The sequence below is a fragment of the Pseudomonas cuatrocienegasensis genome (genome assembly GCF_900110925.1).
Taxonomy (GTDB): Bacteria; Pseudomonadota; Gammaproteobacteria; order Pseudomonadales; family Pseudomonadaceae; genus Aquipseudomonas; species Aquipseudomonas cuatrocienegasensis.
This window is the reverse complement of sequence record NZ_FOFP01000022.1, coordinates 20,600-45,511: the sequence shown is the minus strand read 5'-3', so window position 1 is coordinate 45,511 and position 24,912 is coordinate 20,600. Positions and strand designations below refer to the sequence as shown.

The window sequence follows — 24,912 nt, the reverse complement described above, 5'->3', positions numbered from 1 at the left end:
AATAACAATTATCATTAGCGATTTAAAGAAAGTGCTCCCCTTGCTGCGAAATCGGTAACCGGTTAGCCGACCACAGGTTGGTCTGCCTATAATCCGCCCACAGTTATTGATAACTAGTCTCAAAATAACGTGAGCAACAGATGAGCCAAACACAGCTGCACATCGCACAGGCGCTATCGTCGCTGGCCTGCTGTCAGAGCCATACAACCGTAGCAGCAGTCGCACGGGCAGCTCGGTGGGCACAATGATTGCGAGTCTCGCGCCACTGTTCTGTGGCCCCCTCGCCGAGCATGCCGAGAAGTTGCAGCTCGCTGACCCACAAGCGCCTGCGCTGGCGGGTAGCCTGCTGTTCAAGCCAAGCTATTTCGCCGAGTTCATCGGCACCCTCGCCGAGCGGCATGCCACCGGCGATCTGCTGGCGCTTACATCAATCTGGTCCAAGTGGTACTTCAGCAGCTTTATGGCCTCGACCCTGGCCGCCAATCTGCTGTTGCAGCGCAGCCTGCCCATCGCCCTCGACGATATCGGCGTGGTGCTTTCAACGCAGGATCGTCCGCTGGGCTTGCGCCTTCCCAACGACGGCAGCGCCCTGTTGCCCTGCCCGCCTTTCGAGCGTTTGCGCACGCTGATCGAGGCGCACCTGGAGCCGGCCATCGAAGTGTTCGCAGAGGTTTCCCGAGCATCGCCCCGGCTGTTCTGGAGCAACGCTGGCAATACCTTCGAATTTGTCACCAGCCGCCTCGAACTGCATCCGCTGGCAAGTGCCGACTGCACCGCACCGGCCAGAGCGGTGCTGAACAGTCGCCTACGCCCCGATGGCCGGCGTAACCCGCTGTTCGCCCCAGTGCATTACCGCGATATAGGCACGGACGAGCCGCAGCGCCTGCGGCGCATCTGCTGCATCCGCTACCGCTTGCCCGGTATCGGTTACTGCAGCAGTTGCCCGCTGGATCGCGACAAACAGCCCGACTGACTACCTTGCCAACTGAAATGGGTTTTCGCTGGCCCGGTCGTAGTCCACCAGTTGGCCGTAATCGAGCCGGTAGATGCGATCGGCCACGTCGAAATAACGGTCGTCATGAGTGATGGCAATCACCGTCTTGCCAGCCGCTTTAAGCTCGGGCAGCAGCTCGTGGTAGAACACATGGCGGAACAGCGGGTCCTGGTCCGCCGCCCATTCGTCGAGCAGCAGCACTTCCCGCCCTTCCATCATCAGTAACAACAAAGCCAGGCGCTTGCGCTGGCCCTGGGACAGGGCCGTGGTCGACAGCCGCCCGGCGGCAAATTGCACCTTGTGCGCCAGGCCAAGACGCTCGAGGTAGTAATCCACCCGTGCCTCAAGGCCTTCGTGGTCACCCGCCTCACCGAGCACATCGGCGAACAGGTAGAAGTCGGCGAAGATCGCCGCGAAGTGCTCGCGGTGCCACTCGCTGGTGCTGGCCTCAAGCGTCACGCCGTTAAGCGAAACCACCCCCGAACTCGGTTGATAGAGCCCGGTCAGCAGCTTGGCCAAGGTTGACTTGCCGCTGCCATTGCCGCCGACGACAAAGATCAGCTCGCCACGGCAAATACTCAGGTCAATGGGCCCCAACTGGAAAGCGAACTCATCGCCCTGCCCGGGATAGCGGTACTCCACGTTGCTCAGGCGCAGCTCGCGAAACGGCTCGGAGGCTTGCGTCGGGGTCTTGAATTGCACCGTTTCGCCCAGGGCCAGGGCGTCGATGGCCTGCAAGGCCACGTGGCCGCGAATTACCGCGGGGATGGCATCGAGGATCATCGAGATCGGCGTGCGCAGAAACATGATCGCCAGCACGTAACCCACCACCACCTGCTGGCTCAACAGCCCCATGCCCTGGCCGAGGAAGAACAGCGTGCCGATCAGCACAAACACCAGCAGCGTGGTCCAGTTCAGATTGATCGCCCACAGGGTATCGGCGCGCACCGAAGCCTGCAGCGAGGCGCTGGCAATGGGCTCAAGGCGCTGGTGGTACAGCAACTGCCGACGCTCACGGCTCAGGCCCAGTTCGCAGCGGCCGTTGATGGTCGCCTCGAACTGCTCGGTCAACCGGTCGTCCTGCTGCCGCACCTGCTGCATCAGGCGCTTGACCTTGCGCCCGAGCAGCACGTCGAGCGCGACCCCGAGGGCAATCACGCCCAGGGTCAGCACGAAGAACGGCAGGCTCAGCCAGGCCATATAAGCCAACCCGGCCAGCAGCAGTAAACCGTTGTACAGGGAGATCGGCAGCTGCTTGAACGCCGTGGCCACGGTGGTCACGTCCTTGGTCAGGGCGTTGTAGATGCGCGGGCTGCCCAGGCGCTCGATACGCTCCAGGGCGGTGCCCAGCACCTTGCCCACCAGGCGCAGGCGCAGCTGGTAAACCAGACGATGGCCGATCTGCACCAGCAGCCACTGGGACACCACCCCGCTGATAAACAACACCACCAGCAAAGCGCCGAACAGCAACAGCGCCTGGCCGACGTCGTCGAGCCCTTGTTCCAGGCTGCGGTTGATATAACCGATCAGGCCGATGCTGCTCGCCGCACTCAAGGCGCTGCTGAGCACCGCCAGGAGAATGCGCCAGCGCGCGTCGTGAAGCAGTTCCTTCAATAACATCATGAGTTCGACACCATCTCGGCAGGGTTTTGCAACGAAGCGCTTTCCGTCAGCAAGGACAACAGACCCGCGCTCAGCCGCGGCTCGGCAAGGATCGCATGATGGCCGACATCCAGGCTGAGTTCACGCAACGCCTTTCGTGTGTGCGCTTGCCACTGCCCGCGCAGGTCACCATGGGCGTTGCCGCGCCACAGCCAGATCGGCACATCGACCACTGGCAGCACCTGTTCGTACAGGCACGTCTTGATCGCCCGGTAGCGTGCCACGAGCGCCTGCAAGCCGGCGTCCGCGCTATCCCACTGCAGGTGTTCGCGCACCGCAGCATCCGCAAGCAGCCGCGTCACCCCCTCGGCATAATCACAAGCGGTCAATTGCCCGGCCAGGCGCTCACGCAACGCTTCACCAAGCGGCCGGCCATGACTGCGGCAATGGAAGACGAAATCGGCGAGCAACTGGCCGCCTTCGTCGCCCTCCCCGGCCAGGCTGCGCTGCGGATCGTGATCGACCACGGCCAAGGCATTGACGCTAAAGCCAGCAGCCTGCAGGTGCGGGATCAACAGCAGCGCCAAGCGCGCGGCCAGGCTCCAGCCGAGCAGGGTCAATGGGCGTTGCTTGAAGTCCGCGGGAATGCTCTGCACATAGCGTGCGAGCAGTCCATCGAAGTCGCCCCCCGTCCAGCCGTCGTCGAAGGCCGCCAGGCCGTAAACCGCGCAGGCATCGCCCAGTTGCTCGAGCAAGGGCCGATACGCCTGCAGATGGCCTTGCGCGCCATGCAGCAGAACTACTGTCGGCGCTGGCGTGGCGGGCTCGTGCAGCACCTTCCAGCCCCCGCCACTTTCCGCCTGATCGAGGCTGCGCACCAACTCACGCACCGTCTGCCGCTCGAACAGCAGGTTGGTTGGTGGGTTGACCGCCAGTTGCTCGCGAATCAGCGCCACCACCTTGATCGCCGCCAGGGAATGGCCGCCCACGGCGAAGAAATTGTCGGTCACACCCAGGTCTTCGACACCCAGCACCCGGCACCAGATGTCCAGCACCACGCTTTCCAGCGCACCGACCGGTGCTACCCGGGCGCTTTGCAGGCGTTGCCGGGCGCGCTCCAGCAGCACCTGGCGATCGAGCTTGCCATTGCTGTTGAGCGGCAAGGACTTCACCGCGAAGATCGCCGCCGGCAGCATGTAGTCGGGCAACTGGCGGGCCAGGTCGTCACGCAGCTGTTGCACTGCCTGGGCCTGGCCTTCGTCCTCGACCACAAACGCCAGCAGTCGCTCGCCATCCAGCAGCACCGCCGCCTGCAGTACGCCGGGCTGGCCCAGCAGAGCCTGCTCGACTTCCACCAGCTCCAGGCGGAAGCCGCGGATTTTCACCTGCTGATCGTTGCGCCCGAGGATGCGCAACGCACCATCGGCCTGGCGCAAGGCCTGATCGCCGCTGCGGTACAGACGCGCGCCGGACTGCGTATCGCGGCCGAACGCGCCGCCGCCGACACCGCCCACATAGCCACGACCGACGCTGGCCCCGGCGATGCACAACTCCCCGGGCTGGCCCGAGGGCACCGGGCGCTGGCGTTCATCGAGCAGGTGGATACGGTTATCGCCGATCACCTGGTTCAACGCCGTGCCACTGACGCCCGCTGCAATATCGATAGCCCGCCACAGCACCCCGACCGTGGTTTCCGTCGGCCCGTAGTGGTTGTACAGGCGGCAGCTGGGCGCGGCCTGGGCCAGACGCGCCAACAGGTTTTCACCGACGGGTTCGCCACCGAGCACCAGCACCTGACGTGGCAGCACAGCGTGCGCCGGGTGTTCACCGATCAGCGCTTCGAGGTGCGAGGGCACGATTTTCAGCACATCCAGCGGGTACTCGCGCAGCTCCTCGGCGAAAGCCTGCGCATCGGTGACGCTGGCCTGGCTCAGCAGATGCACACAGCCGCCCTGCAACCAGGCCGGATAAAGCACGGTATTGCCCAGGTCGGCGAGCAAGGAGGAGACCAGCCCGTAGTGCCCACCCTCAGGCAGATCCAGGGCGCGGGTCACCTGGGTCACGTAATGGCGCAACTGGCCCTGTTCGATCTGCACGCCCTTGGGCTTGCCGCTGGTGCCCGAGGTGTAGAGCACGTAGGCCAGATGCTGCGATTCGCAGGCCAACGGCGTGCTGAACGCAGGCCCGCTGCTGGCCACGGACCAGGGCATGGCGGCTATGTCGCTGCCCGCGCCCTGGCCGTCAAGGTGCAGCAGCATGGCGGGCTGTGCATCCTCAAGAATGCCGGCCAGCCGCAAGGGTGGCTGCGCCGGGTCCAGCGGCAGATAGGCGGCACCGGCCTTGAAGCAGGCCAGCATGGCGATGAGCATCTGCGCGCCGCGGGGCAGGTACAGCGCGACCAGTTGCTCGCTGCCGATACCGGCCTGGCGCAGGCTGCCGGCGACCCGGTCGCTGAGGGCATCCAGTTCGGCGTAGGACAGCAGCAGTTCACCGTCGCGCAGAGCCGGCCGGTTCGGCTGGCTGCGGGCATGGGCGCGGAAGGCCGCGACCAGGTCCATATCCATCGCCAGCCCTTCGGGCTCTGGTCGCGGCTGGGCCTCTGCCGGCAACAAGGCGCTGATATCGTCCACAGGCGCTTGCGGCGCCTGCAACAGTTGCCCGAGCCAGTGCGCATAGCGTTCGAGCAGCAGCTGCATCTGCTCGCCCCGGTACAGGCCGGCGTCGTAGGCCAGGGCCAACTGAGCGCGGCCGCGCGGGTCAAGGCTCAGTTGCACTTGCAGCTCCACTGGGCCGTCGAAAGACAGCGCCTGCAACGCATCCAGGTCGTGCAGGCGCAACACCCGCAATCCTGCCTGGTAGCTGGCGCGCCACTCCGGCAGCAGTTGCGCCTGGCCGAGGTATTCCTGCCAGACGATGGCGTTCTCCAGTTGCCGGGCCAGTTGCCGGGCCAGGCTGACCCAGGTGGTGTGTTCCGATAGCTGCAGCTGCATCGGCAGGGTCTGCTCGAACAGCCCGTAAGCGCCCTGCAACTCCTCATAGTCATCGCGAGGGTCATGCTGCACACCCAACTGGCCGTGGCGCTGACCGTTGAGACGACCGAGCAAGGCACCCCAGGCGGCAAGGGCCAGCTGTTCGACGGCGACGCCTTCAGCGCTTGCCAGCGCCTGCAACGCCGCCGGCACTGCCGGTTCAAGCGCCAACTGCACGCAGGCGCGGGCGCCACTGGCCATGCCATAGCGCTCGATCAGGCGCATGCCCGGCACTTCATGCAAGGCCAGGTTGCGCCAGAACTGCGCGCCCTGTTCGGCGTCCTCGTCCAGCTGCAGGCCACTGATCCACTCGACGTATTCGCTGTACTGCATCGGCTCCGCGTCCAGTGCCGCGCCCTGCCCCAGCAAGTCGCTGCGCAACTGCTCAAGGCTGCGCGAATCCAGCGAGTAGACCGGCACGGCCAGCAACAACTGTTCGTCGAACAGCCAGGCCAGTACATCGGGTTGCTGCGCCCGGCAATGCGCCTGAGCTTCACGCAGCCAGGCGTCGGCATCCATGGTGTCGGCGGGATTGGCTTTCCGCCAGTCCAGGTGCAGTTCGCCCGGTTCGACCAGACGCTGGCGCAAGCCGGTGGCGCCAAGCGGGCGCTGGTAGCGCAAACGCAACGCCTGATGCCGCTGCACGGCCTCGCGCAGACGCTGTTCGAGCAACTCGGCGGCAACAGCTGGCACCTGCAGGCGCGCCCAGCGATAGGCCTCGGGGTTGGCCTCGGCCAGTTGCTTCTGTGCCGGTGCAAGGGGCAATCCAAGGTCCATCACTGTGTCACCTCCATAACGTCTGCCTCGGCTTGTGCCGGGGCGGCCGCGACCTGGTCGCGGCGGTAGATTTCGCCCATGGCGACGACTATCCGCCGCTCGCCCTCGAAGGGGTCGCGGGCGTGGGCCGCAAGCATATTGTCGAGCATCACCACATCGCCCTGTTGCCAGTCGAAGCGCACCGCGCAGCGCTCGTAGGCGGTATTGATCGCCTCGATCGCGGCTTCTTCCAGTTCCGTACCGTCGCCATAGAACACCTGCCTCGGCAAGGTGTCGCCGCCCTTGAGGAACTGCTCGCGGATATCCGCGTCGAGAAACGCCGGGTGATAGAGCTGCACCTGGTTGAAGAAGCTGGCATCTCCGGTCAGCGGATGCAGAATCACCGCTGGGCAGACCTGACGGGTATGCAGGTCGCCCGCACCGCGCCAGTGGAACTCGATACCGCCCTCACGGCAGATCCGCTCGACCTCGGCACGCTCCTCGGTCTGGAAGAAATGCTGCCAACTGACATCCAGGCTGGCGCTGAAATTGCGCACGTACATCAGTTGCTTGCGCCGGAGTTTTTCCTGCAGCCAGGCCGGCAGCTCGCGGTACACCTCGCGGCTGTCGACGATAGGCGTGGCCCCGCCACTGGCCGCCGGCGTCTCGCAATAGAACCATTGCCGACGCGGCCAGCGGTGCTGATGGGCGCTCTCGTTGTGAAACAGGATCATGCGGTCCTTGGGATACGGCGTGGACTTGTAGATGTTCTTGCCGCCCTCCTTCTTCGGCAGGTCGCCGTACTGGCCGTACAACTCCGGGCACAGGGCCTGGCAGAACTGCTCGAAAGCCGCCGGGGTCGGCAGGTCGAAGCCGCGAAAGAGAATGCCGCCATGGGCGCGCAACCAGCCTTCAACCTTGTCGCGGTTGGCTTCGGCCCAAACCGCCGGAGCCAGCTCGCGGTCGCGCAGCAACACCTGCAGGGGGAAATTCGAACCGCTGCGCAGCGGTCGGGTCTCTATCGGCTCCAGCGCGCTGGCCGGGCCGCTCTGGCGCAGCTTGCCGAGTTTGCTCATCTTGCGTTGCAGCGGGTTGTCCGTGGATGTGGACATGACAGCGGCTCCCTTGGCAGACAGAGGTAAGGCATCGATGGGGCTGTCCGGCGCGCCGAGGGCGGCGTCGAGCAAGCCCAGGAAGGTATCGCGCAGGCGCTCGACAGTGGCCGCGCGGAACAGGCTGGTGCGGTACACCCAGCGCAGGCTCAGGGCAGCGCCGTCTTCGCTGGCGAACAGCGCCATATCGAATTTGGAATGCTGTTGCTCGCCGAGCAGCGCGCTGACCTCCAGGTTGCCGAGCCGGCGCTGCTGGCGCGGCGTGTTGTCGAGGACGAACAGCGTCTGCAACAGCGGGTGCAGGTTGGCCACGCGCGGCAGGTCGAGGCACTCGACCACCTGCTCGAAGGGCGTGTCCTGCCAGGCGAACGCCTCCAGGCAGACATCCCGAACCAGTGCAGCCTGGTCGCGGAAGCTCAGCTCCGGTTGCAGGCGGATGCGCAGGGCCAGCAGGTTGACGAAGAAACCGATCAGGGCTTCGGTGGCCGGGTGTTCACGGTTGGCCACGTCGGTGCCGATGACCAGATCGCGGCCCTGGGTCTCGCGCTGCAGCACCGCGGCATAGGCGGTCAACAGCAGCATAAACAGGGAAATCCCGCTGTCCTGCTGCAAGGCTTTGAGCCGGGTCAGAGTGGCCGCCGGCAGCTGGAAGTCCAGCGCGGCGCCGCCACCGGTATCGCGTTCTCCCCGCGGGAAGTCGAACGGCAGCGGCACCTGGCTCGGCACGCCGGCCAGGGTGCGCCGCCAGAAGTCCAGGCCCTGACGCTGACGCGCGCGCATCGCTGCCGAGCCCTGCCAGACGGCGTAATCGACATACTGGATCGCCAACTCCGTCTCCAGCGGTTCCACGCCCTGGCTGTAGGCCTCGTAACCCTCAATCAGCTCACCGACCAGCACCGCGCCGGACCAGCCGTCGGAGGCGATATGGTGCAGCACCAGTTGCAGCACATGCTCATGCTCGCCGAGCCGGTAGAGCACCGCGCGCAGCGGCGCTTCGCTGTTCAGCTCGAATGGCTGCAGGGCCAGTTCGCGGGCGGCAGCCGACCACTGCGTCTCGCTTGAAGCCAGCGATTGCAGCGTTACCGTCAACTGCGGATGGATGCGCTGACAAGCCTCGCCCTCGCGCTGATGGTAGGTGGTGCGCAATATCGCGTGGCGCCGCACCAGGCGTTGCAATGCCCGCTCCAGAGCGACCGTGTCCAGCTCGCCGCGCAGACGCACAGCGCTGCTCATATTGAAGCTGCTGTCAGCCAGGTCCAGTTGCTGCATCAGCCAGACCCGTTGCTGGGCCGGCGACAGCGGCTGGTCGAGCTGTTGGTCGACCCGTGGGATCAGCAGCGTTGCGGGATCGAGGGTATCGGCCTGGCTTTCCAGGCGCGTGGCCAGCTCAGCCAGCACCGGGGTTTCGAACAGCCAGCGTAGCGGCACCTCGAAGCCCTGCTCGCGCAAGCGCGACCGCACCTGAGCGGCCATCAGCGAATGCCCACCCAATTGGAAGAAATGGCCATCGACCGGCACCTGTTCGAGCTGCAGCACCTGCGCCCAGATATCACCAAGCAACGCCTCGTTGGCGGTCAGCGGGCGCTGGGCCGCGCTGGCCACCTGAGGTTCGATACGCAGCTGCGGCAATTGCTTGCGGTCCACCTTGCCATTGCTGTTAAGCGGCAAGGATTCCAGCGCTTGCAGGTGGGTCGGCAGCATGTAGGCCGGCAGGCGCGTCTGCAGGTGTTCGCGCAGCATCGCCGCACTCGGCGCGGTGCTGCCACGCGCCACCCAGAATGCCGCCAGTTGCTCGCCCTGCACCGCTACCACCGCCTGGGCGAGGTCCGGGTGACTGAGCAGTGCAGCCTCGATTTCACCCAGTTCGATACGGAAACCGCGCAGTTTGATCTGATCGTCCGTGCGCCCCAGGTAATACAACTGGCCATCAGCCTGCCAGCGCGCCAGGTCGCCGGTTCGGTATAAGCGGCCACCGTCGGCACCGAACGGGTCGGCGATAAAACGCTCGGCGGTCAATCCCGGCTGCCCGGCATAACCACGCGCCAGGCCAAGGCCTGCGATATACAGCTCACCGGCACGCCCAGGCGGTACTTCGCAGAGGTGTTCATCGAGAATATGGCAACGGGTATTGAGCAGCGGACGGCCAATCGGTACGACTGGCAAATCCAATTCCGCGACCGGGGTCTGGGTCGACCAGACGCTGGTTTCGGTCGGCCCGTAAACGTTGATCAGGCAACCCACGGCCTGGCGCAACTCGGCGGCCAGTTCCGCCGCCAACGCCTCACCACCGGCCAGGGCTACACGCCCGGCCAGCACCTGACGGTCGCCTTGCAGCAGCATCGCCCAGGTCGCCGGCGTCGCCTGGATCAGGTCCACCACCTGATCGCGGATCAGTTGCGCCAGCAGCACGGGGTCCTGGCGTTCTTCGTCATCGGCCAGCACCACGGTGCCACCACGCACCAGCGGCAGGCATAGCTCCAGGCCGCTGATATCGAAGGTCACGGTGGTCAGCGCCAGGTAGCGCTGCACGCCGTCCAGGGGCAAGGCGCGCTCCATCGCCAGGAGGAAGTTGGCGAAGTTGCCGCGGCTTATCTGCACGCCCTTGGGCTGCCCGGTGGAGCCGGAGGTGTAGAGGGTGTAGGCCAGCTGCCACAGATCCACCGGCAATGCCGGTGCCTGCGCGGGGTAATCCTGCAACGCCAGGTCGCACCAGCGCTGACAACGCAGCGTAACTGGCAGGCCGCTATCCAGTTGCTCGCACAGCAACAGCTGCGGCCGTGCCCGTTCGAGGATCGCTGCCTGGCGTGCCGGCGGATGGCTCGGATCGAGCGGCAGATACAGCGCCCCGGCCTTCTGAATACCCAGCAGGCATACCAGCAGGCGTTCGTCGCGCGGCAGGCAGAAGGCCACCGTCGATTCGGGTACTACGCCCTGGGCCAGTAACCAATGGGCCAGACGGTTGGCCTGGGCCTGCAATTGCCCATAGCTCAGCCGCCGACCACGGCAGAACACTGCGTTGCGCTCGGGATGGATCGCGGCCTGGGCGTCGAAGCGCGTGACAAAATCCGCTTCGGCGGGCAACTGCAGGCTTTCGCCAGCAGTTGCCAGGCCCTCGACCGACGCCAGCGGCAGCTCTAGCAGCGGCAAGCGCAGATCCAGCTGCGCCAGGCTGTTCAGCAACCCCAGGTAGTCGTCCACCAGGCGCTGAACACTGCCGGGGGCGAACAGCACGGTGGCGTATTCGACAATCAGCCTGGTACTGGCCGTGTCGCCACGGCCCTGGGTGAACAGGTTAAAGGTCAGGTCGAACTTGGCGCTGACCACCCCCTCCGGCAGGGCTTGCGGCGCTATTTCGACGCCCGGTAGCTGCAGGCTGCGTGAGCCCTGGTGATCCACCTGGTAATTGAACATCGTCTGGAACAACGGCGTGCGGTCGAGGCTGCGCTCGACATCGAGCACCTCGAGCAACTGCTCGAACGGCAGCTGCTGATGCGCCCGATCCTCGGCCAGACGCTGGTTCAGCGCCTCGATAAAGCCCTGCAGATTTTGCCGCTCGTCGACCTGCACCCGATAGGCCAGGGTATTGACGAACAGGCCGACCAGCGCCTGGCTGGCCGTCGACTCGCGTCCAGCCACAGGCAGGCCGATGGCGAAGTCACGGCGCCCGGAATGGCGCCACAGCAGCAACTGCTGCGCGGCGAAATACAACACAAAGGGCGTTACTCCGAGCTGCTTCGCCCGGGCTTCAAGCGCCGCCGTCAGTGCCCGCGGCAGCGGGAACTCGGCGCGGCTGCCAGCATATTCCTGCAACGCCGGGCGCGGGCGCTCGGAGAGTTCCAGGGCCTCGTCGCTCAGCCCCTGCAAACGCTGCTGCCAATAATCCAGCAGCGTCTGCCCCGGCGCACCTTCGAGTTGCTGACGCTGCGCCTCGATCACGGCCAACAGGCCGCTCGCCGCCGGCTCCTGACGGCCCTCGTAGATACGCGCCAGATCCTGCACCAGCAGGCCCATGGACCAGCCGTCCACGGCGATATGGTGCACGTTGAACAGCAGGCGATAGTCCTCCTCGCCCAGGCGGAACAGGTCGACCGCCAACAGCGGCCCCTGGGCCAGATCGAAGACCCGCTGCGCCACGCGGGCAATAGCCGCATCCCGCTCGGGTGCCGCCAGCGCGCCCAGGTCGTGCACCACGAAGCTCAGCTCGGGTGCAGCGACCAGGCGTTGGCGAACCTGCCCGTTTTCCTCGAAGAAGCGGCAGCGCAGCGCCTCATGACGCTCGCTCAGGTGCTGGCAGGCCAGCTGCAGGCGCTGCACATCCAGCTCGCCGCGCAAGGCCAGCAACTGGGTGACGTTATAGGCGGTCGCGTCGGGATCAAGCTGCTGCATAAACCACAGCCGTTCCTGGGCATGGGACAAGCGACTCGACGAATTACCGGCAGGCGCAACAACCGCTGCAGCAACAGCCGCCGAGACCGGAGCCAGCACCTTGGCCAACTGCCGCGGTGTCGGCTGCTCCAGCAATTGCCGGGGCATCAGACGCAGCTCTGCCTGGCGCAAGCGGGCGATCAGTTGCAGGCTGATGATCGAGTCACCGCCGGAGGCGAAGAAATCGTCATCCGGGCCCAGATCGGGCTGCGCCAGCAGTTCACGGAATGCAGCGAGAATAGCCGCCAAGTGCGGCTCAACACGGCAATCGGCGCTCAGCGCCATGGCCGCCAAGGTTGAATGCTGCAGCACGTCGCGCGGCTGTAACTTGAGCCCTTCACGGGCGGCCAGACCGATCAGTTGCAGACTGAGAATCGAGTCGCCGCCGAGGGCGAAGAAGTCATCTTCGCGGGCAACCGAGGCGCAGCCGAGAATCGCGCACCACAGCCGCGCCAGGCACTGCTCGGTAGCGCCGAGCGGAGCCTGGCCGAGGTTCTCGCTCGGTTGGTTCGACGCGGGATCGGGCAAGGCGCGGCGATCCAGCTTGCCATTGGCCGCCAGCGGCAGGGCCTCTAGGCTCAGCCAGTGAGCAGGCAACATGGGCTCTGGTAACTGACGCTTAGCCGCGGCCTGCAAGGCGGCCAGCTCGGCAGGCGGCAGAGCCGGACTGAGATAGGCCACCAGTTGCAGCCGGCCCTGGATTTCCTTGGCCAGCACCGCCGCCTCGCGCACCTGGGGCTGGGCGCTGAGCCAGGCCGCAATCTCGCCTGGTTCGATGCGGAAGCCGCGAATCTTTAGCTGATCGTCCTGGCGACCGAGAAACAGCAAGCGGCCGCTGCGATCCAGGCGCACCCGGTCGCCGCTGCGGTAGAAGCGCTGGCCTTCGGCACTGACGCCAAAAGCGGCGGCAGTCGCTTCGGGCTGGCCGAGATAACCCAGCGCCACCTGCGGGCCGCCGATCAACAGTTCGCCGGCCACGCCGAGCGGCACCGGGTTGCCGTCAGCGTCGACGATTCGCAGCTCACAGCCGGCCAGGGGCTGGCCGAGGGGCAGGTAGCTGCCCTGCTCGACCGCAGCGTCTGCGCCAATCTCGCCGCAGACCACGCCGACCGTGGTTTCCGAGGGGCCGTAATGGTTGAACACGCGCAGCTCCGGGGCCAGTTCGCGAATGCGTTCAAGCAAAGCCGCGTCGAAACCCTCGCCGCCGAGAATCAGCAGTTCCCTGGGCAAGACCCGCCCGGCATCGGCCAGGGCCAGCAAACCGCGCAGGTGCGACGGTGCGATCTTCAGGCAATCCACCGGCTGCTGGGCGAGAAAATCGGCCCAGCCCGGTGGGTCGAAAGCCAGGGTCGCGTCCGGCAGTACCAGCGGATCGCCGGCCTGCAACGCAGCGAATACACAGGTCAGGCCCAGGTCCGCGGCTACGGTCGCCAGGGTTGCCCAGCGGCTGCCGGCTTTGGCCTGCAAACGCTGGCCGACCGCAGCGGCGTAGTGCGCCAGGTTGCCGTGGCTGACCAGCACGCCCTTGGGCTGGCCGGTCGATCCCGAGGTAAAAATCAGATAGGCCGCCTGTTCGGCCCGGCTCAGGCTTTCATTGAATAAAGCCGCTGGGCTCGCCGCCAGATCGGCTGCGCCCAGCACCAGGCGCGCGATGTCGCTGCTCAGCGCCGGCCCATCGTCCAGGGTCAACAGCAGACTCGCCGCGCTACTTTCCAACAACTGTGTCAGGCGTTGTGGCGGTTGCGCCGGGTCGAGAAACAGGCAGATCGCACCACGCTGCCAACAGGCCAGGGTGGCCATCAGTTGCTCCGCGGTGCGCGGCATACACAGGCCGACCACCTGGCCCGGACCGATGCCCTGAGCCGCCAACCGTGCGGCCAGGGCCTGAGAGGCGCGACCGAGGTCGGCGTAACTGAACGGCTGCTGGCCAGTGCACAACGCCGGCGCATGCGGCGTGCGAGCAGCCCACTGCAGCACCTGTTGATCCAGCGGCAAGGCGCTCCCGTCCAACGCCGGGCCGCGCAGTTCGCTGAGCGATGACGCCAGACGCAGCTCGGACAGACGCCGCTGAGGATAAGCCGAGGCGTCCTGCAGGATCGCCTGTAAATCGTCGAGCAGTTGTACAGCGGTGGCTTCATCGAACAGCTCGTCGCTGTACTCCAGCTCACAGCGCAGGCGCTGGTCGCTGCCACGCAGCATGCGCAGGGTGAGGTCGAAGCGCGCATGCCGCTGCGGCGGGTCAAGCACCTCGACGGTGACACCAGGCAAGGCCAGGGTGCGGCTTTCCGGCAAGTCGACCTGGACGAACATGGCCTGGAACAGCGGGCTGCTGCGCGGGCGGTCGAGGGCTTCGAGGACTTTTTCAAACGGCAGGGTTTGCTGGTCGAACGCCGCCGCCACGCTGTCACGGGTGCGCTGCAAGGCGCTGCTGAATGCCGGGTCGTCCTCCAGACGCTGGCGAATCACCAGGGTGTTGAGCAGCGGCCCGATCAGGGCGGCCAGCTCGGGCCGATCACGCTGCGCCACCGAGGTGCCCAGGCACAGGTCGCGCTCGCCGCTGTAGCGTGCCAGCAGGCAGGCAAAGGCGGTCAGACCGAAGATATAAAGGGTCACGCCCTGCTCGCGAATGGCCTCATCAACCTGCGCCGACAGTTCCGGCGTCAGTTCCCGGACCAGCACCGCACCGCTGTGGCGGCGCTGCGCGGCAGGCGGGCGCGGACGATCCAGCGGTAACGCCAGCGGGCCCGGCGCGTCGGCCAACTGCCCGCGCCAGTAGTCGAGTTGTTGCTGGCAATTGTCGCTGGCCAGCCACTCACGTTCCCAGGCGGCGTAGTCGGCGTACTGAATGCTCAGCTCGGGCTGTTGGGCCGGCTCGCCCAGGGTCAGGGCGCGGTAGGCCTCGGCCAGTTCGCGGGTCAGTTGCTGGGCCGACCAGGCATCGTAGGCGACGTGATGAATGGTGAAAAACAGCCAGGTCGTGCCCCGCTCGGCATCGCTAAACGCACGCCAGCGCCAGGGCGCGTCGCGGCTCAGGTCGAAGGGTTCGGCAAGCTGGCGGGCATATTCATCGGCGCACCATTGCTGCGGGTCTGCGGCAGTCGGCGGCAGAGGTTCGACCGGCGGCAAGCCCGCTTCCCAGGGTTCGCAATGCCCATGCAACTGGCCCTTAGCATCAGCCAAGTAGCGCGTACGCAGAATCGCCTGACGCTCGACCAGTTGCTGCATGGCCTGCTGCAAACGCGCAAGATCCAGGCGGCCATCAAAGCGCAGCACCGAGCAAAGGTTGTACAGCGCGCGGCTGCTCAGGGCTTCCGCCGAGAGGAAGCGCAGTTGCGCTTGCGACAGGGGCGCGTCCTCGCCTGCGGCCAAGCTGGCCGGGACGATCGGCAAACGCCAACTGTCGATGCCCTTCTCGGCCAGGCGCTGGCGAAACAGCTGTTTCTTGTCCGCCGGCAGGGCCGCCAGACGCTGCGCGATTTCCTGAAATGCCTGTTGTGTCATCGCATTCATTCTTAGTCTTCCATCTCTGCCAGCAGGCGCTGCATTTCATCCAGCGCCTGGTCGGTCGAGGGCCGCTGCGGGTTGTCGATCTGCTCGGCCAGGCCGGCAATCGTCGGGTTATGGAACAGGCTGCGCAGTTCGACCTTGACCCCGAACCGGCTTTCGATTCGGGTCATCAGGCGCATCGCCAACAGCGAATGGCCGCCCAGCTCAAAGAAGCTGGTGAGCACGCCGACCTGCGGCACACCGAGCAGCTCCTGCCACAGCTCGGCCAGTTCCTGCTCCAGCGCGTTGCGCGGCGGCACACCTTGCACAGCGCTGCTTTGCGGCGCGGGCAGGGCCTTGCGGTCGATCTTGCCGTTGGCGTTGAGGGCCAAACGCGGCACCTGGATAAACCCGGCAGGCACCATATAGCCCGGCAACAGGCTTTCCAGATGCCGGCGCAGGGCCGCGTCATCGACCGGCTGCGCGGCCTGCAGCCAGGCGAACAGGCTGTGGCTGCGGGTATCGAGCATCACCACCGCCTCTTCCACGCCGGGGTAGCGGCGCAGCAGCGATTCGATTTCCCCTGGTTCGATGCGGAAACCACGCACCTTGACCTGGAAATCGGCGCGACCGACATAAGCCAGGCGGCCGTCACCGCGCCGGCGCACCAGATCGCCGGTGCGGTACATGCGGCTGCCGGGTTCACCGGCAAAAGGATCGGGCAGGTACACCGCAGCCGTGGTCGCGGCGGCATGCTGATAGCCGCGGGTCACCCCGCAGCCTGCGATATACAGCTCGCCGGTGCTGCCCAGGGGCACCGGACGCAGGGTTTCGTCGAGCACATAGCAGCGGGTGTTGAGCAGCGGTGCGCCGATATCGGCGACCCCGGTCGGCACCTGGCGCAGCGCCTGGGTGGTTGACCAGACCGTGGTTTCAGTCGGGCCATAGGCGTTGATCAGGGTTACGCCGCGGGCCTGCAGCGCACCCACCAGTTCGGCCGGCACCGCCTCGCCACCAATCAGGCCGCGCAGGGCTGGCCAGTCGTCACGCCCGGTTTCCAGCAGAATCTGCCAGCCAGCCGGCGTCGCCTGGAATACCGTTGCGCGGCGCAGCAGCTCGAACAGTTGATGGCCATCGACCACCTGTTCGCGGCGCGCCAGCAAGATCGCCGCGCCCTTGACCAGGGGCAGGAACAGCTCCGGCTTGCACATATCGAAGGCATAGGTGGTGCTCGCCAGCCAGACATCTGCCGGGCCAAGCGGCAACTGCCGATCCAGACCGGCGAGCAAATTGCTCAGGTTGCCACGGCTGACCTGTACGCCCTTCGGCGTGCCGGTGGAGCCGGAGGTGTAGATCACGTAGGCGCGTTGCAACGGCTGAACCGCCAGCGCCGGGTTGCTTGTCGGTTGCTCGCCGAGCGGCAGTTGATCGAGCAACTGGCTGTCGACGCCGCTCAACAACTCGGCACAGGCGCTTTCGCTCAATACCAGCGACGGACGTGCATGGCCGAGAATAAAGCGCAGGCGCTCGGCCGGGTGCTGCGGGTCGAGCGGCAGATAGGCCGCACCGGCCTTGTGAATCGCCAGCAGGGTCGGCAGCAGCCAGGGGCCGCGGCTCAGGCACACCGCCACCAGATCATCGCAACCGACACCCTGGCCCCGCAGCCAATGGGCCAGACGGTTGCTCTGGGCGTTGAGCTGGGCATAGCTGTAGTGCGCGCCCTGCCAATCGACGGCCAGCGCCTCCGGGGTGCGCTCGACCTGCCGCTCGAAACAGGCGATCAGGTCTTCCTCGACGCTCAGGGTCTGCGCCGGCAGGTTCCACGGGCGGCTGACCAGGGCATGATCGGCATTGGCCAGGTCGATGTCCCACAGCCGCGCCTCGGGCTGCGCCAGCATGCCCTCAAGCAGGTAGCGGTATTCGTCGGCATAGCGCTGCGCGGTGCTGGCGAGGAACAGCTCGGTGTTGTATTCCAGCACGCACTGCCAGTCGCTGCCGTATTGCTCGATATGCAGGCCGATATCCACCAGGGCGCTGGCGCTTTCCACATCCAGGCGCTGCACTGCCAGCCCGGCGAAACCCTGGCCCACTGCTGCCACACCGTCGCGCTGGATCAGGTTGAACAGCGCCTGGAACAGCGGCGTGTGGCTAAGGTCACGGCGCACTTGCAGCGCCTCCACCAGGCGCTCGAACGGCACGTCGGCATGCTGCTGGGCGGCCAGATGAGTGGCCTGCAATTGCGCCCAGAAGCGTGCCACCGACTGCTGCGGATCAATGTTGCTGCGCAGCACCTGGGTGCTGGCGAAATAACCGATAAGGTTGTCGGTATGGGCCTGATGACGCTGCGCGACCGGCAAGCCGATCCACAGTTCGCGCTGCCCAGAGTGCCTGGCCAGCAGGACTTTCCAGGCCGCCAACAGCGGCGCAAACGCCGTCAGACCATGGCGTTGGGCGCTGTCGCGCAGCTGCTCGACCAACCCGGCCGGCAGCTCGAAGCGCAGGCGCTGGCCCTTGTAGCCCTGCTCGGCAGGACGCGGCAGATCGGTCGGCAAGTCCAGCACTGGCGGCTCGCCGGCCAGGGTCTGCCGCCAGTAGTCGAGTTGCGCCTCGATGCGGGCCTGGCCCTGGGGGCTCTGCCAACTGGCGGCGATATCGCTGAACTGCAACGGCAGCGGCGCCAGCGCCGCCTGGTTTCCGCTCAGCTCGGCCTGGTACAGGCGTTGCAGCTCGTCGAAGAAGATCTCCAGCGAGCGGGCGTCGGCGATGATGTGGTGCAGGGTCACCTGCAGCACGCAGCGCTCCTCGCCCTGGTACAAGCGCACGCGCCACAGCGGCGGCGCAGTCAGGTCGAAGGCGCGCTGCGCCTCCTCGCTCAAGGTACGGGCAAAGGCTGGCGAGTGTTCGTCGTGCTCAAGCCGCTCGACGCTCAACAGCTCGGTATTAAAGGATTCGACTCGCTGCCGCGCGCCCTCTGCTGTTTCACTGAAGACAGTGCGCAGGCTGTGCTGGCGCTCAACCAACTGGGCCAGGGCGCGTTCCAGTACCTCGGGTTGCAAGACGCCGCCCAGGCGCAATGCCAGGGACAGGTGATAGGCCTGGGTATCGCCCTGCAAGCGGTCGAGAAACCACAGGCGCTGCTGAGTGAAATGCAACGCAGCCGTGGCCTCGGCAAAGGGCCGCAGCACGCTCTCGGCTTCACTGTCGCCAGCATCGGCCAGATAGGCGGCCAATTCGCCCAGCTGCGGGCGCTCAAACACCGCACGCAACGGCAAGCGCCGCCCATGCCGCTCGGCGATCCGCGCCACCAGGCGCGCCGCCAACAGCGAATGGCCGCCGAGGGCGAAGAAGTTGTCCTCGCTGCCGACGGCGCCGCAACCAAGCAACTCTTCCCAGAGCTCGGCCAGTTGCGCCTGCCATGGCTGCGACAGCGCGCCGCCACTATGGCCGTCGCGTTGTAGCGGTGCCGGCAGTGCCTTGCGTTCGACCTTGCCGCTGCTGCTGAGCGGCAACGCGTCCAGGCGGACGAACTGGCTCGGCAGCATATAGTCCGGCAGACGCACTGCCAGTTGCTCGCGCAGCGCGGCATCGCTCAAGGCGCTGCCTGCGTCAGTAACCGAGTAATACGCCACCAACCGGGCGCTTTCACCACTGCCGATCAGCGCCACGGCCGCTTCGCGCACCCCGGGGACACGGGCGAGCAAGGCTTCGATCTCGCCCAGTTCGATGCGGAAACCACGCAGCTTGACCTGGAAATCCAGACGGCCCTGGTAGTCCAGGCCACCTTCGGCGTTACGTCGCACCCGGTCACCGCTGCGGTACATGCGCGCACCGGGCACGAAGGGGTCGGGCAGAAAACTGCCGGCGGTCAGGCCCGGCGCAGCGAAATAGCCGCGCCCCAGATTTTCCCCGGCCAGGTACAGCTCGCCGGAAACACCCGGTGCCACCGGTTGCAGATCGGCATCCAGAACATAGGCGGCGGTATTGGCCAGCGGCCGGCCGATCGGCACTTCGGCGCCAGCGCTGTTGCCGTTGCGAATCTCGAAGGTGCTGTAGACGGTCGCTTCGGTCGGCCCATAGCCGTTGATCACTCGCGCGCCGCGCTGCTCCATGGCCTCGGCCAGGGCGCTGGGTAGCGCCTCGCCGCCGGAAATCGCACGTACGCCCTGCCAGCTGCGCGCGGTATGCGCCACCAGCATGCGCCAGGTGGCCGGGGTGGCCTGCATCACCGTTGGCTGCCCGGTTTCCAGCAGCGCATCGATGGCTTGCGGGTCGCGCGCCTGCTCGCGATCCGCAAGCAGGATGCTGGCCCCTTGGGCCAGCGGCAGCAGCAGTTCGACGATGGCGATATCGAAGGTTGCGGTGGTCAGCGCCAGCACCCGGTCCTGGGCGCTCAGCGGCAGCGCCTGCTGCACGCCGAGCATCAGGTTCATCAGGTTGCCGCGGTTGATCGCCACGCCTTTCGGCTGGCCGGTAGAGCCCGAGGTGTAGAGCACATAGGCGAGCTGCTCGCGGTGCAGCGCCGGTGCGCGATAGGCCGCAGTCGCGGCCAGGTCGTCGATATCCAGCAACTCGACGCCGCTGTTCCACTCGGCCAGTTCCACCAGCGCCGAGGCGTTGCCCAGGCACAGCTTGGGTTGCGCATGGGCGAGGATGTAACGGCCGCGTTCCGCCGGCGTGTCCTCGGCCAGCGGCACATAGGCAGCCCCGCTCTTGAGGATTGCCAGCATGGCCATGGGCAGGCGCGCATCACGCGGCAGGCGCAGCGCCAGCCGATCTTCGACGCCGACGCCACGGGCTTGCAAGGCGGCGGCCAGACGCTCGGCCGCGCGGTCCAGTTCGGCATAGCTCAGCCGCTCGTGGCCCGCCAGCACGGCAATGGCTTCGGGCTGCAGGGCAACCTGGCGCTCGAAGGCTTGCAGAATATCCTCATGGCCGGCCAGGCTGTTGCCCTGCAGCCGCGCCAGCGCTCGTTCGGCGGGCTGCCAGGCAAGCTCGCCAAGCACCTGGTGTGGCTGTTCGAGCAACGCATCAAGCAACGCCAGGTATTGCTCGAGCATGGCGCGCACGGTCTGTTCGCAGAACAGCTCGCTGCTGTATTGCAGGCTCAGGGCGATGCCGTGCTCGCTGTCGCGCACATCCAGATGCAGGTCGCACAGTGCACTGTCCGGACGATTGTCCAGCGGCTCGGCGATCACATCGGTCAGTTCGAAACGCTCCAGGGCATTGCCCGGGAAGTAGTTGAACATGGCCTGGAACAACGGGTTGTAACTGACCTGGCGGGGGATGCCGAGCTGTTCGATCAGGTAGTCGAAAGGCAGGTCCTGATGGGACTGCACCGCCACCGACAGGGCCTGCAGCTCGCTCATCAGTTGCAGCAGGCTGGCCTTGCCGGAGAGTGTCTGCCGATAGACCAGGGTGTTGACGAAGCAACCCAGCAACGGTTGCAGAGCCGCATGGTGACGGTTGGCCGCGGGCACGCCGACGAGGATGTCGTCCTCGCCGCTACGGCTGCGCAGCAGCAACTGGAAGGCGGCGAGCAGGGGGATGAAATTGCTCCAGCCGTGACTGCCGCTGAACGCCCGCAGGCGGGCCGCCAAGGCCTCCGGCAGGCGTTGTTCGACGCGCCCGCCGGCCTGGCTGGCGTGCGCCGGTCGAGGGAAATCCGCAGCCAAGTCGAGCACCGGAATCTCCCCGGACAACTGCTCGCGCCAATACCTCAGTTCCTCCTGGCAGGCGGCGCTGTCCATCCACTGACGCTGCCACAGGGCATAGTCGGCGTACTGCATCGGCTGACTCGCCAGCAGCGGCTTTTGTCCCTGACGCAACTCGCGGTAGTGCTGGCACAGACCGTCGATGATCAGTTGCAACGACCAGCCATCGGCGACTATGTGGTGGCAATTGAGCGCCAGAACGAATGCCTGCGGCGCCAGGCGATACAGGCTGGCGCGCAGCAAGGGCGCCGCTTCCAGGGCGAATGGGGTCATCGCGTCCTGGCGCAGCAGCGCGTGCAGCTGCTCTTCGCTGTCGACCTCGATCAACGGCAGTTGCAACGCCGCGCTGGTGAGGATCACCTGTGAAGGTTCGCCGCCGTCGCTGCTGAAGCCGGTACGCAGAATTTCATGCTGGTCGATTAGCGTCTGCAAAGCCGCATGCAGGTCGGCGATGCACAGCTCACCGGTCAGGCGCACCGCGCCGGAGAGGTTGTAGGCCGGGCTCTGCGGCTCGAGCTGCTGGAGAAACCACAGACGCTGCTGAGCAAACGACAGCGGCAGTTGCGCCGGGCGCGGCAGCAGCGTCGGCGAGGGTTTCGCACTGGCGGTCTGTTGTTCAAGCCAGGCGGCCATGGCGGCGATGGTCGGACATTCGAAGACCACGCGCAGGGGCAACTCCTTGCCGCTGAGCTTGCCGATCTGCCCGATCAGTTGCGTGGCCAGCAGCGAGTGCCCGCCCAATTCGAAAAAGTTGTCCTCAATACCGACCCGGGCCAGCCCCAGCACGCTCTGCCAGGCCTCGGTCAGTTGCGCCTCCAGCTCGCTGCGCGGCGCCACATAGCGGGCCTCGCTCTGAGCGGCGAAATCGGGAGCCGGCAGGGCCTTACGGTCGATCTTGCCGTTAGCGTTGAGCGGCAGGCGTTCGAGCAGAACGAAGGCGCTGGGCAGCATATAGGGCGGCAGGTTGGCCAGGACGAATTCGCGCAGCGACTCGATCAACGGCTGTGGTTCGGCGACCACATAGGCAACCAGCACCTTCGCCCGTTGCTGGTCATCGCGGGCCAGCAGCACCGCCTCGCGCACGCCGGGGTAGCGGGTCAGGCAGGCTTCGATCTCGTCGAGTTCGATGCGGTGACCGCGGACTTTCACCTGATGGTCGGTACGGCCGACATATTCCAGCTCGCCATTGGGCAGAAAGCGCGCCAGGTCGCCGGTGCGGTACAGACGGCTGCCGTCGTTGGCGATCGGGTCCGGCAGGAACACCGCCGCGGTGCGCGCCGGATCGGCCATATAGCCGCGGCCGACACCGACACCAGCGACGAAGATTTCTCCGACCGCACCACGCGGCACCGGCTCCAGCTCGGCATTCAACAGGTACAGACGATTGTTCAGGGTGGCACGACCAATCGGCACGTTGCTGCGCGATTCCGGCAGGCGTTCGAGCAACGGGTGAAAGGCCACGTCGTCTGAGCATTCGGCGGGCCCGTAGGCGTTCATCAACGGAATGCCCGGGTAACGCTCAAACCAGCGCCGCGCCAGCGCCGGCGGCAGTGCCTCGCCGGTGGCCAGCACCCAGCGCAGGGACGAACGCTCCAGCCCGGCGTCCAGCAGGCTTTGCATCAGCGACGGCACCGCTTCGAGAATGCTGATGCCATGGCGCACGATGGCCTCGGCCAGCGCCTCGGGGTTCTGCACCACACAGTCGCCGAGAATCACCGTGCGCGCGCCCAGCACCAGCCCGGCGAGGGTCTGCCAGACGGAGATATCGAAGCACTGTGGCGCGCTCTGGGCGATCACATCGCGGGCGCCGAGGCCCAGCCCCGGCAGTTTGCCGAGGATATTGTTGAGCATGCCGGCGTGGGCCACCATCGCGCCCTTGGGCGTGCCGGTGGAACCCGAGGTGAAGATGCAGTAGGCCAGCGACAGGCCATGCACGGGAATATCCAGGTCGGCATCGCTGTAGCCGCTCAGAACCGCCGGTTCGTAGCAGATCGCTGCCGGACGCTGTTCGAGCTGTGCGAGGGCCTGCGCCGCCAATTCGTCCTGTCCCACGCTGTGAATTAACAGCGGTGTACGGCTTTGCTTGAGCACCTGGGCCAGACGCTGGGGCGGGTTGCGCGGGTCCAGCGGCAGCCAGCCGGCGCCGGCCTTGAGCGTGGCGACGATCATCACCACCAGGTCGAGGCCGCGCTCGTCGAGCAGTGCCAGCAGGTCACCGGACTGCACCCCGGACTCACGCAGGTGCCGAGCCAGGCGATTGGCCGCACGATTCAACTGGTCGAAGCTCAGGCTCTGCTCGCCGTGCATCACAGCGATCCGCTCGGGCGTCTGGCGCACCTGTTGCTGCAGGCGCTCGATATACAAGGGCTGCAATTGCTGCGCATCTGCGGCCAGGCCACCGTTGGCCCACTCTTGCTGGCGGGCGATTTCCGCTTGATCGAGCATGCCGATCCGTTGCAACGGGGTGTCCGCGTCCGTGGCCAGGGCGCTGCCCATATTCAGCAGCAGCGTGCGGAAGTGGCGCAACATCTGCTCGATTTCTTCACGCAGGAACCAGTCGGTCTGGTAGGTCAACTGCAGATGCAGACGCTCGCCAGGCACTATCACCACGGTGATCGGGTAGTTGGTGTGGGTGCGGTTGGCCATGTCGCTGATCAGGTAGTCGAGCTGGCCCTGGCGCAAACTGGCGGAGATCGGCGCGTTCTCGAAGACGAACAGGCTCTGGAACAGGTCCTGGCGCTGCACCTCGCTCCAGCTTTGAATCTCTGCCAGCGACACGCTTTCGTGTTCGCGCAGGCTGAGGTTCTCGCTCTGCAAGGCCTTTAGCCAATCGCCAAGCGATTGCTGCGGCTGCCAGCTCCAGCGCAGCGGCAGGCTGTTGATAAACAGCCCGACGATACTGTCCATACCCTGCAGGTGCACCGGGCGGCCCGCCACCGTGATACCGAACAGCAGATCGCGGTCGCCGCTGTAGCGCGCCAGCAGCAAGGCCCAAGCGCCCTGTACCAGGGTGTTGAGGGTGATGCCCTGGCGACCGGCGGCGTGCTGCAGGTCACGCGTCTGCTCAACACTCAGTTGCTCGACGCAATCCTCCACCGGCTCCGCGGCGTCCTGCACGCGCCCGGCATGGCCAAAGCCGAACTGGTTGGGGCTGTCGAAACCGGCCAGGCGCTGTTGCCAGAAGGCTTGATGATCCTCGGGCTTCTGCTGCTCCAGCCAGCGGATAAAATCGCGATACGGTCGCGGCTTCGGCAGCTCCAGACGGCGCCCTTCGCGGGCGGCGCGGTAGCCGTCGAGGAAGTCCATCATGATGATCGAGAAACACCAGGCATCCATCAGAATGTGGTGGTAGCTGCGCACAAACTGATAGGTGTCCGGCGCCAGTTTGAACAGCCTGACGCGCATCAGCGGGGCCTGGGTGAAGTCCAGGCCCTGCCGACGCTCCTCGGCCAGCAGGTCCTCCAGACGCTGTTGCTGCTCCGGCTCGGCGAGTTCCGACCAGTCCTCGTAGACGATCGGCAGTTCGACCTGCTTGTGCACCACCTGCATCGGGCGCTTCTGCTGTTTCCAGACGAACGAGGTGCGCAGCAGCTCGTGGCGCTCGACCACCTGTGCCCAGGCCTGGCGGAAGGCCGCCAGATCAAGCTCCGGCAGGACCATCACGTGGCGATACTGCAGCAGGTACATGCCCTTGCCCGGGTGCAGCAGGCTGTGGAACAGCAGTCCCTGCTGCATGGGCGCCAACGGGTAGATGGCCTCGATATTGCGGGAAAGTGCTTTGACCTTGTCGTTCATGC

Annotated in this window: 5 protein-coding genes; 1 reads left to right on the top strand and 4 read right to left on the bottom strand. The window is 66.1% G+C overall.

Features of this window, described 5'->3' with window-relative positions; translation table 11 throughout:
- Positions 1-244 precede the first annotated feature (244 nt).
- The gene (fhuF, locus tag BMW49_RS21770) at positions 245-973 is read left to right on the top strand and encodes a siderophore-iron reductase FhuF (RefSeq protein WP_069520150.1); all 729 of its coding nucleotides are present in this window, start codon (positions 245-247) and stop codon (positions 971-973) included.
- Here the strand turns inward: fhuF and BMW49_RS21765 are convergent, their stop codons facing one another.
- Genes BMW49_RS21765 through BMW49_RS21750 form a run of 4 tightly spaced genes read right to left on the bottom strand, consistent with a single transcriptional unit; the run spans position 974 to position 24,910 of the window.
- Complete coding sequence (locus BMW49_RS21765) at positions 974-2,617, bottom strand: cyclic peptide export ABC transporter (protein WP_069520149.1); 1,644 nt, start codon at positions 2,615-2,617, stop codon at positions 974-976.
- Complete coding sequence (locus BMW49_RS21760; protein ID WP_244168390.1) at positions 2,614-6,402, bottom strand: AMP-binding protein; 3,789 nt, start codon at positions 6,400-6,402, stop codon at positions 2,614-2,616. The genes BMW49_RS21765 and BMW49_RS21760 overlap by 4 nt, the downstream gene beginning before the upstream one ends.
- A complete protein-coding gene (locus BMW49_RS21755) occupies positions 6,402-15,428 on the bottom strand; it encodes a non-ribosomal peptide synthetase (protein ID WP_083251799.1) in 9,027 nt (3,008 codons plus the stop codon). The genes BMW49_RS21760 and BMW49_RS21755 overlap by 1 nt, the downstream gene beginning before the upstream one ends.
- Positions 15,429-15,430: 2 nt before the next feature.
- Positions 15,431-24,910, bottom strand: coding sequence for a non-ribosomal peptide synthetase (locus BMW49_RS21750; protein ID WP_069520147.1), 9,480 nt, complete (start codon positions 24,908-24,910; stop codon positions 15,431-15,433).
- Between the last annotated feature and the right edge of the window lie 2 nt (positions 24,911-24,912).

What these genes read in the sequence shown, in the direction of transcription:
- fhuF (WP_069520150.1), top strand. Translation starts at nt 245, where the DNA reads ATGATTGCGAGTCTCGCGCCACTGTTCTGTGGCCCCCTCGCCGAGCAT.
- BMW49_RS21765 (WP_069520149.1), bottom strand. Translation starts at nt 2,617, where the DNA reads ATGATGTTATTGAAGGAACTGCTTCACGACGCGCGCTGGCGCATTCTC.
- BMW49_RS21760 (WP_244168390.1), bottom strand. Translation starts at nt 6,402, where the DNA reads ATGGACCTTGGATTGCCCCTTGCACCGGCACAGAAGCAACTGGCCGAG.
- BMW49_RS21755 (WP_083251799.1), bottom strand. Translation starts at nt 15,428, where the DNA reads ATGAATGCGATGACACAACAGGCATTTCAGGAAATCGCGCAGCGTCTG.
- BMW49_RS21750 (WP_069520147.1), bottom strand. Translation starts at nt 24,910, where the DNA reads ATGAACGACAAGGTCAAAGCACTTTCCCGCAATATCGAGGCCATCTAC.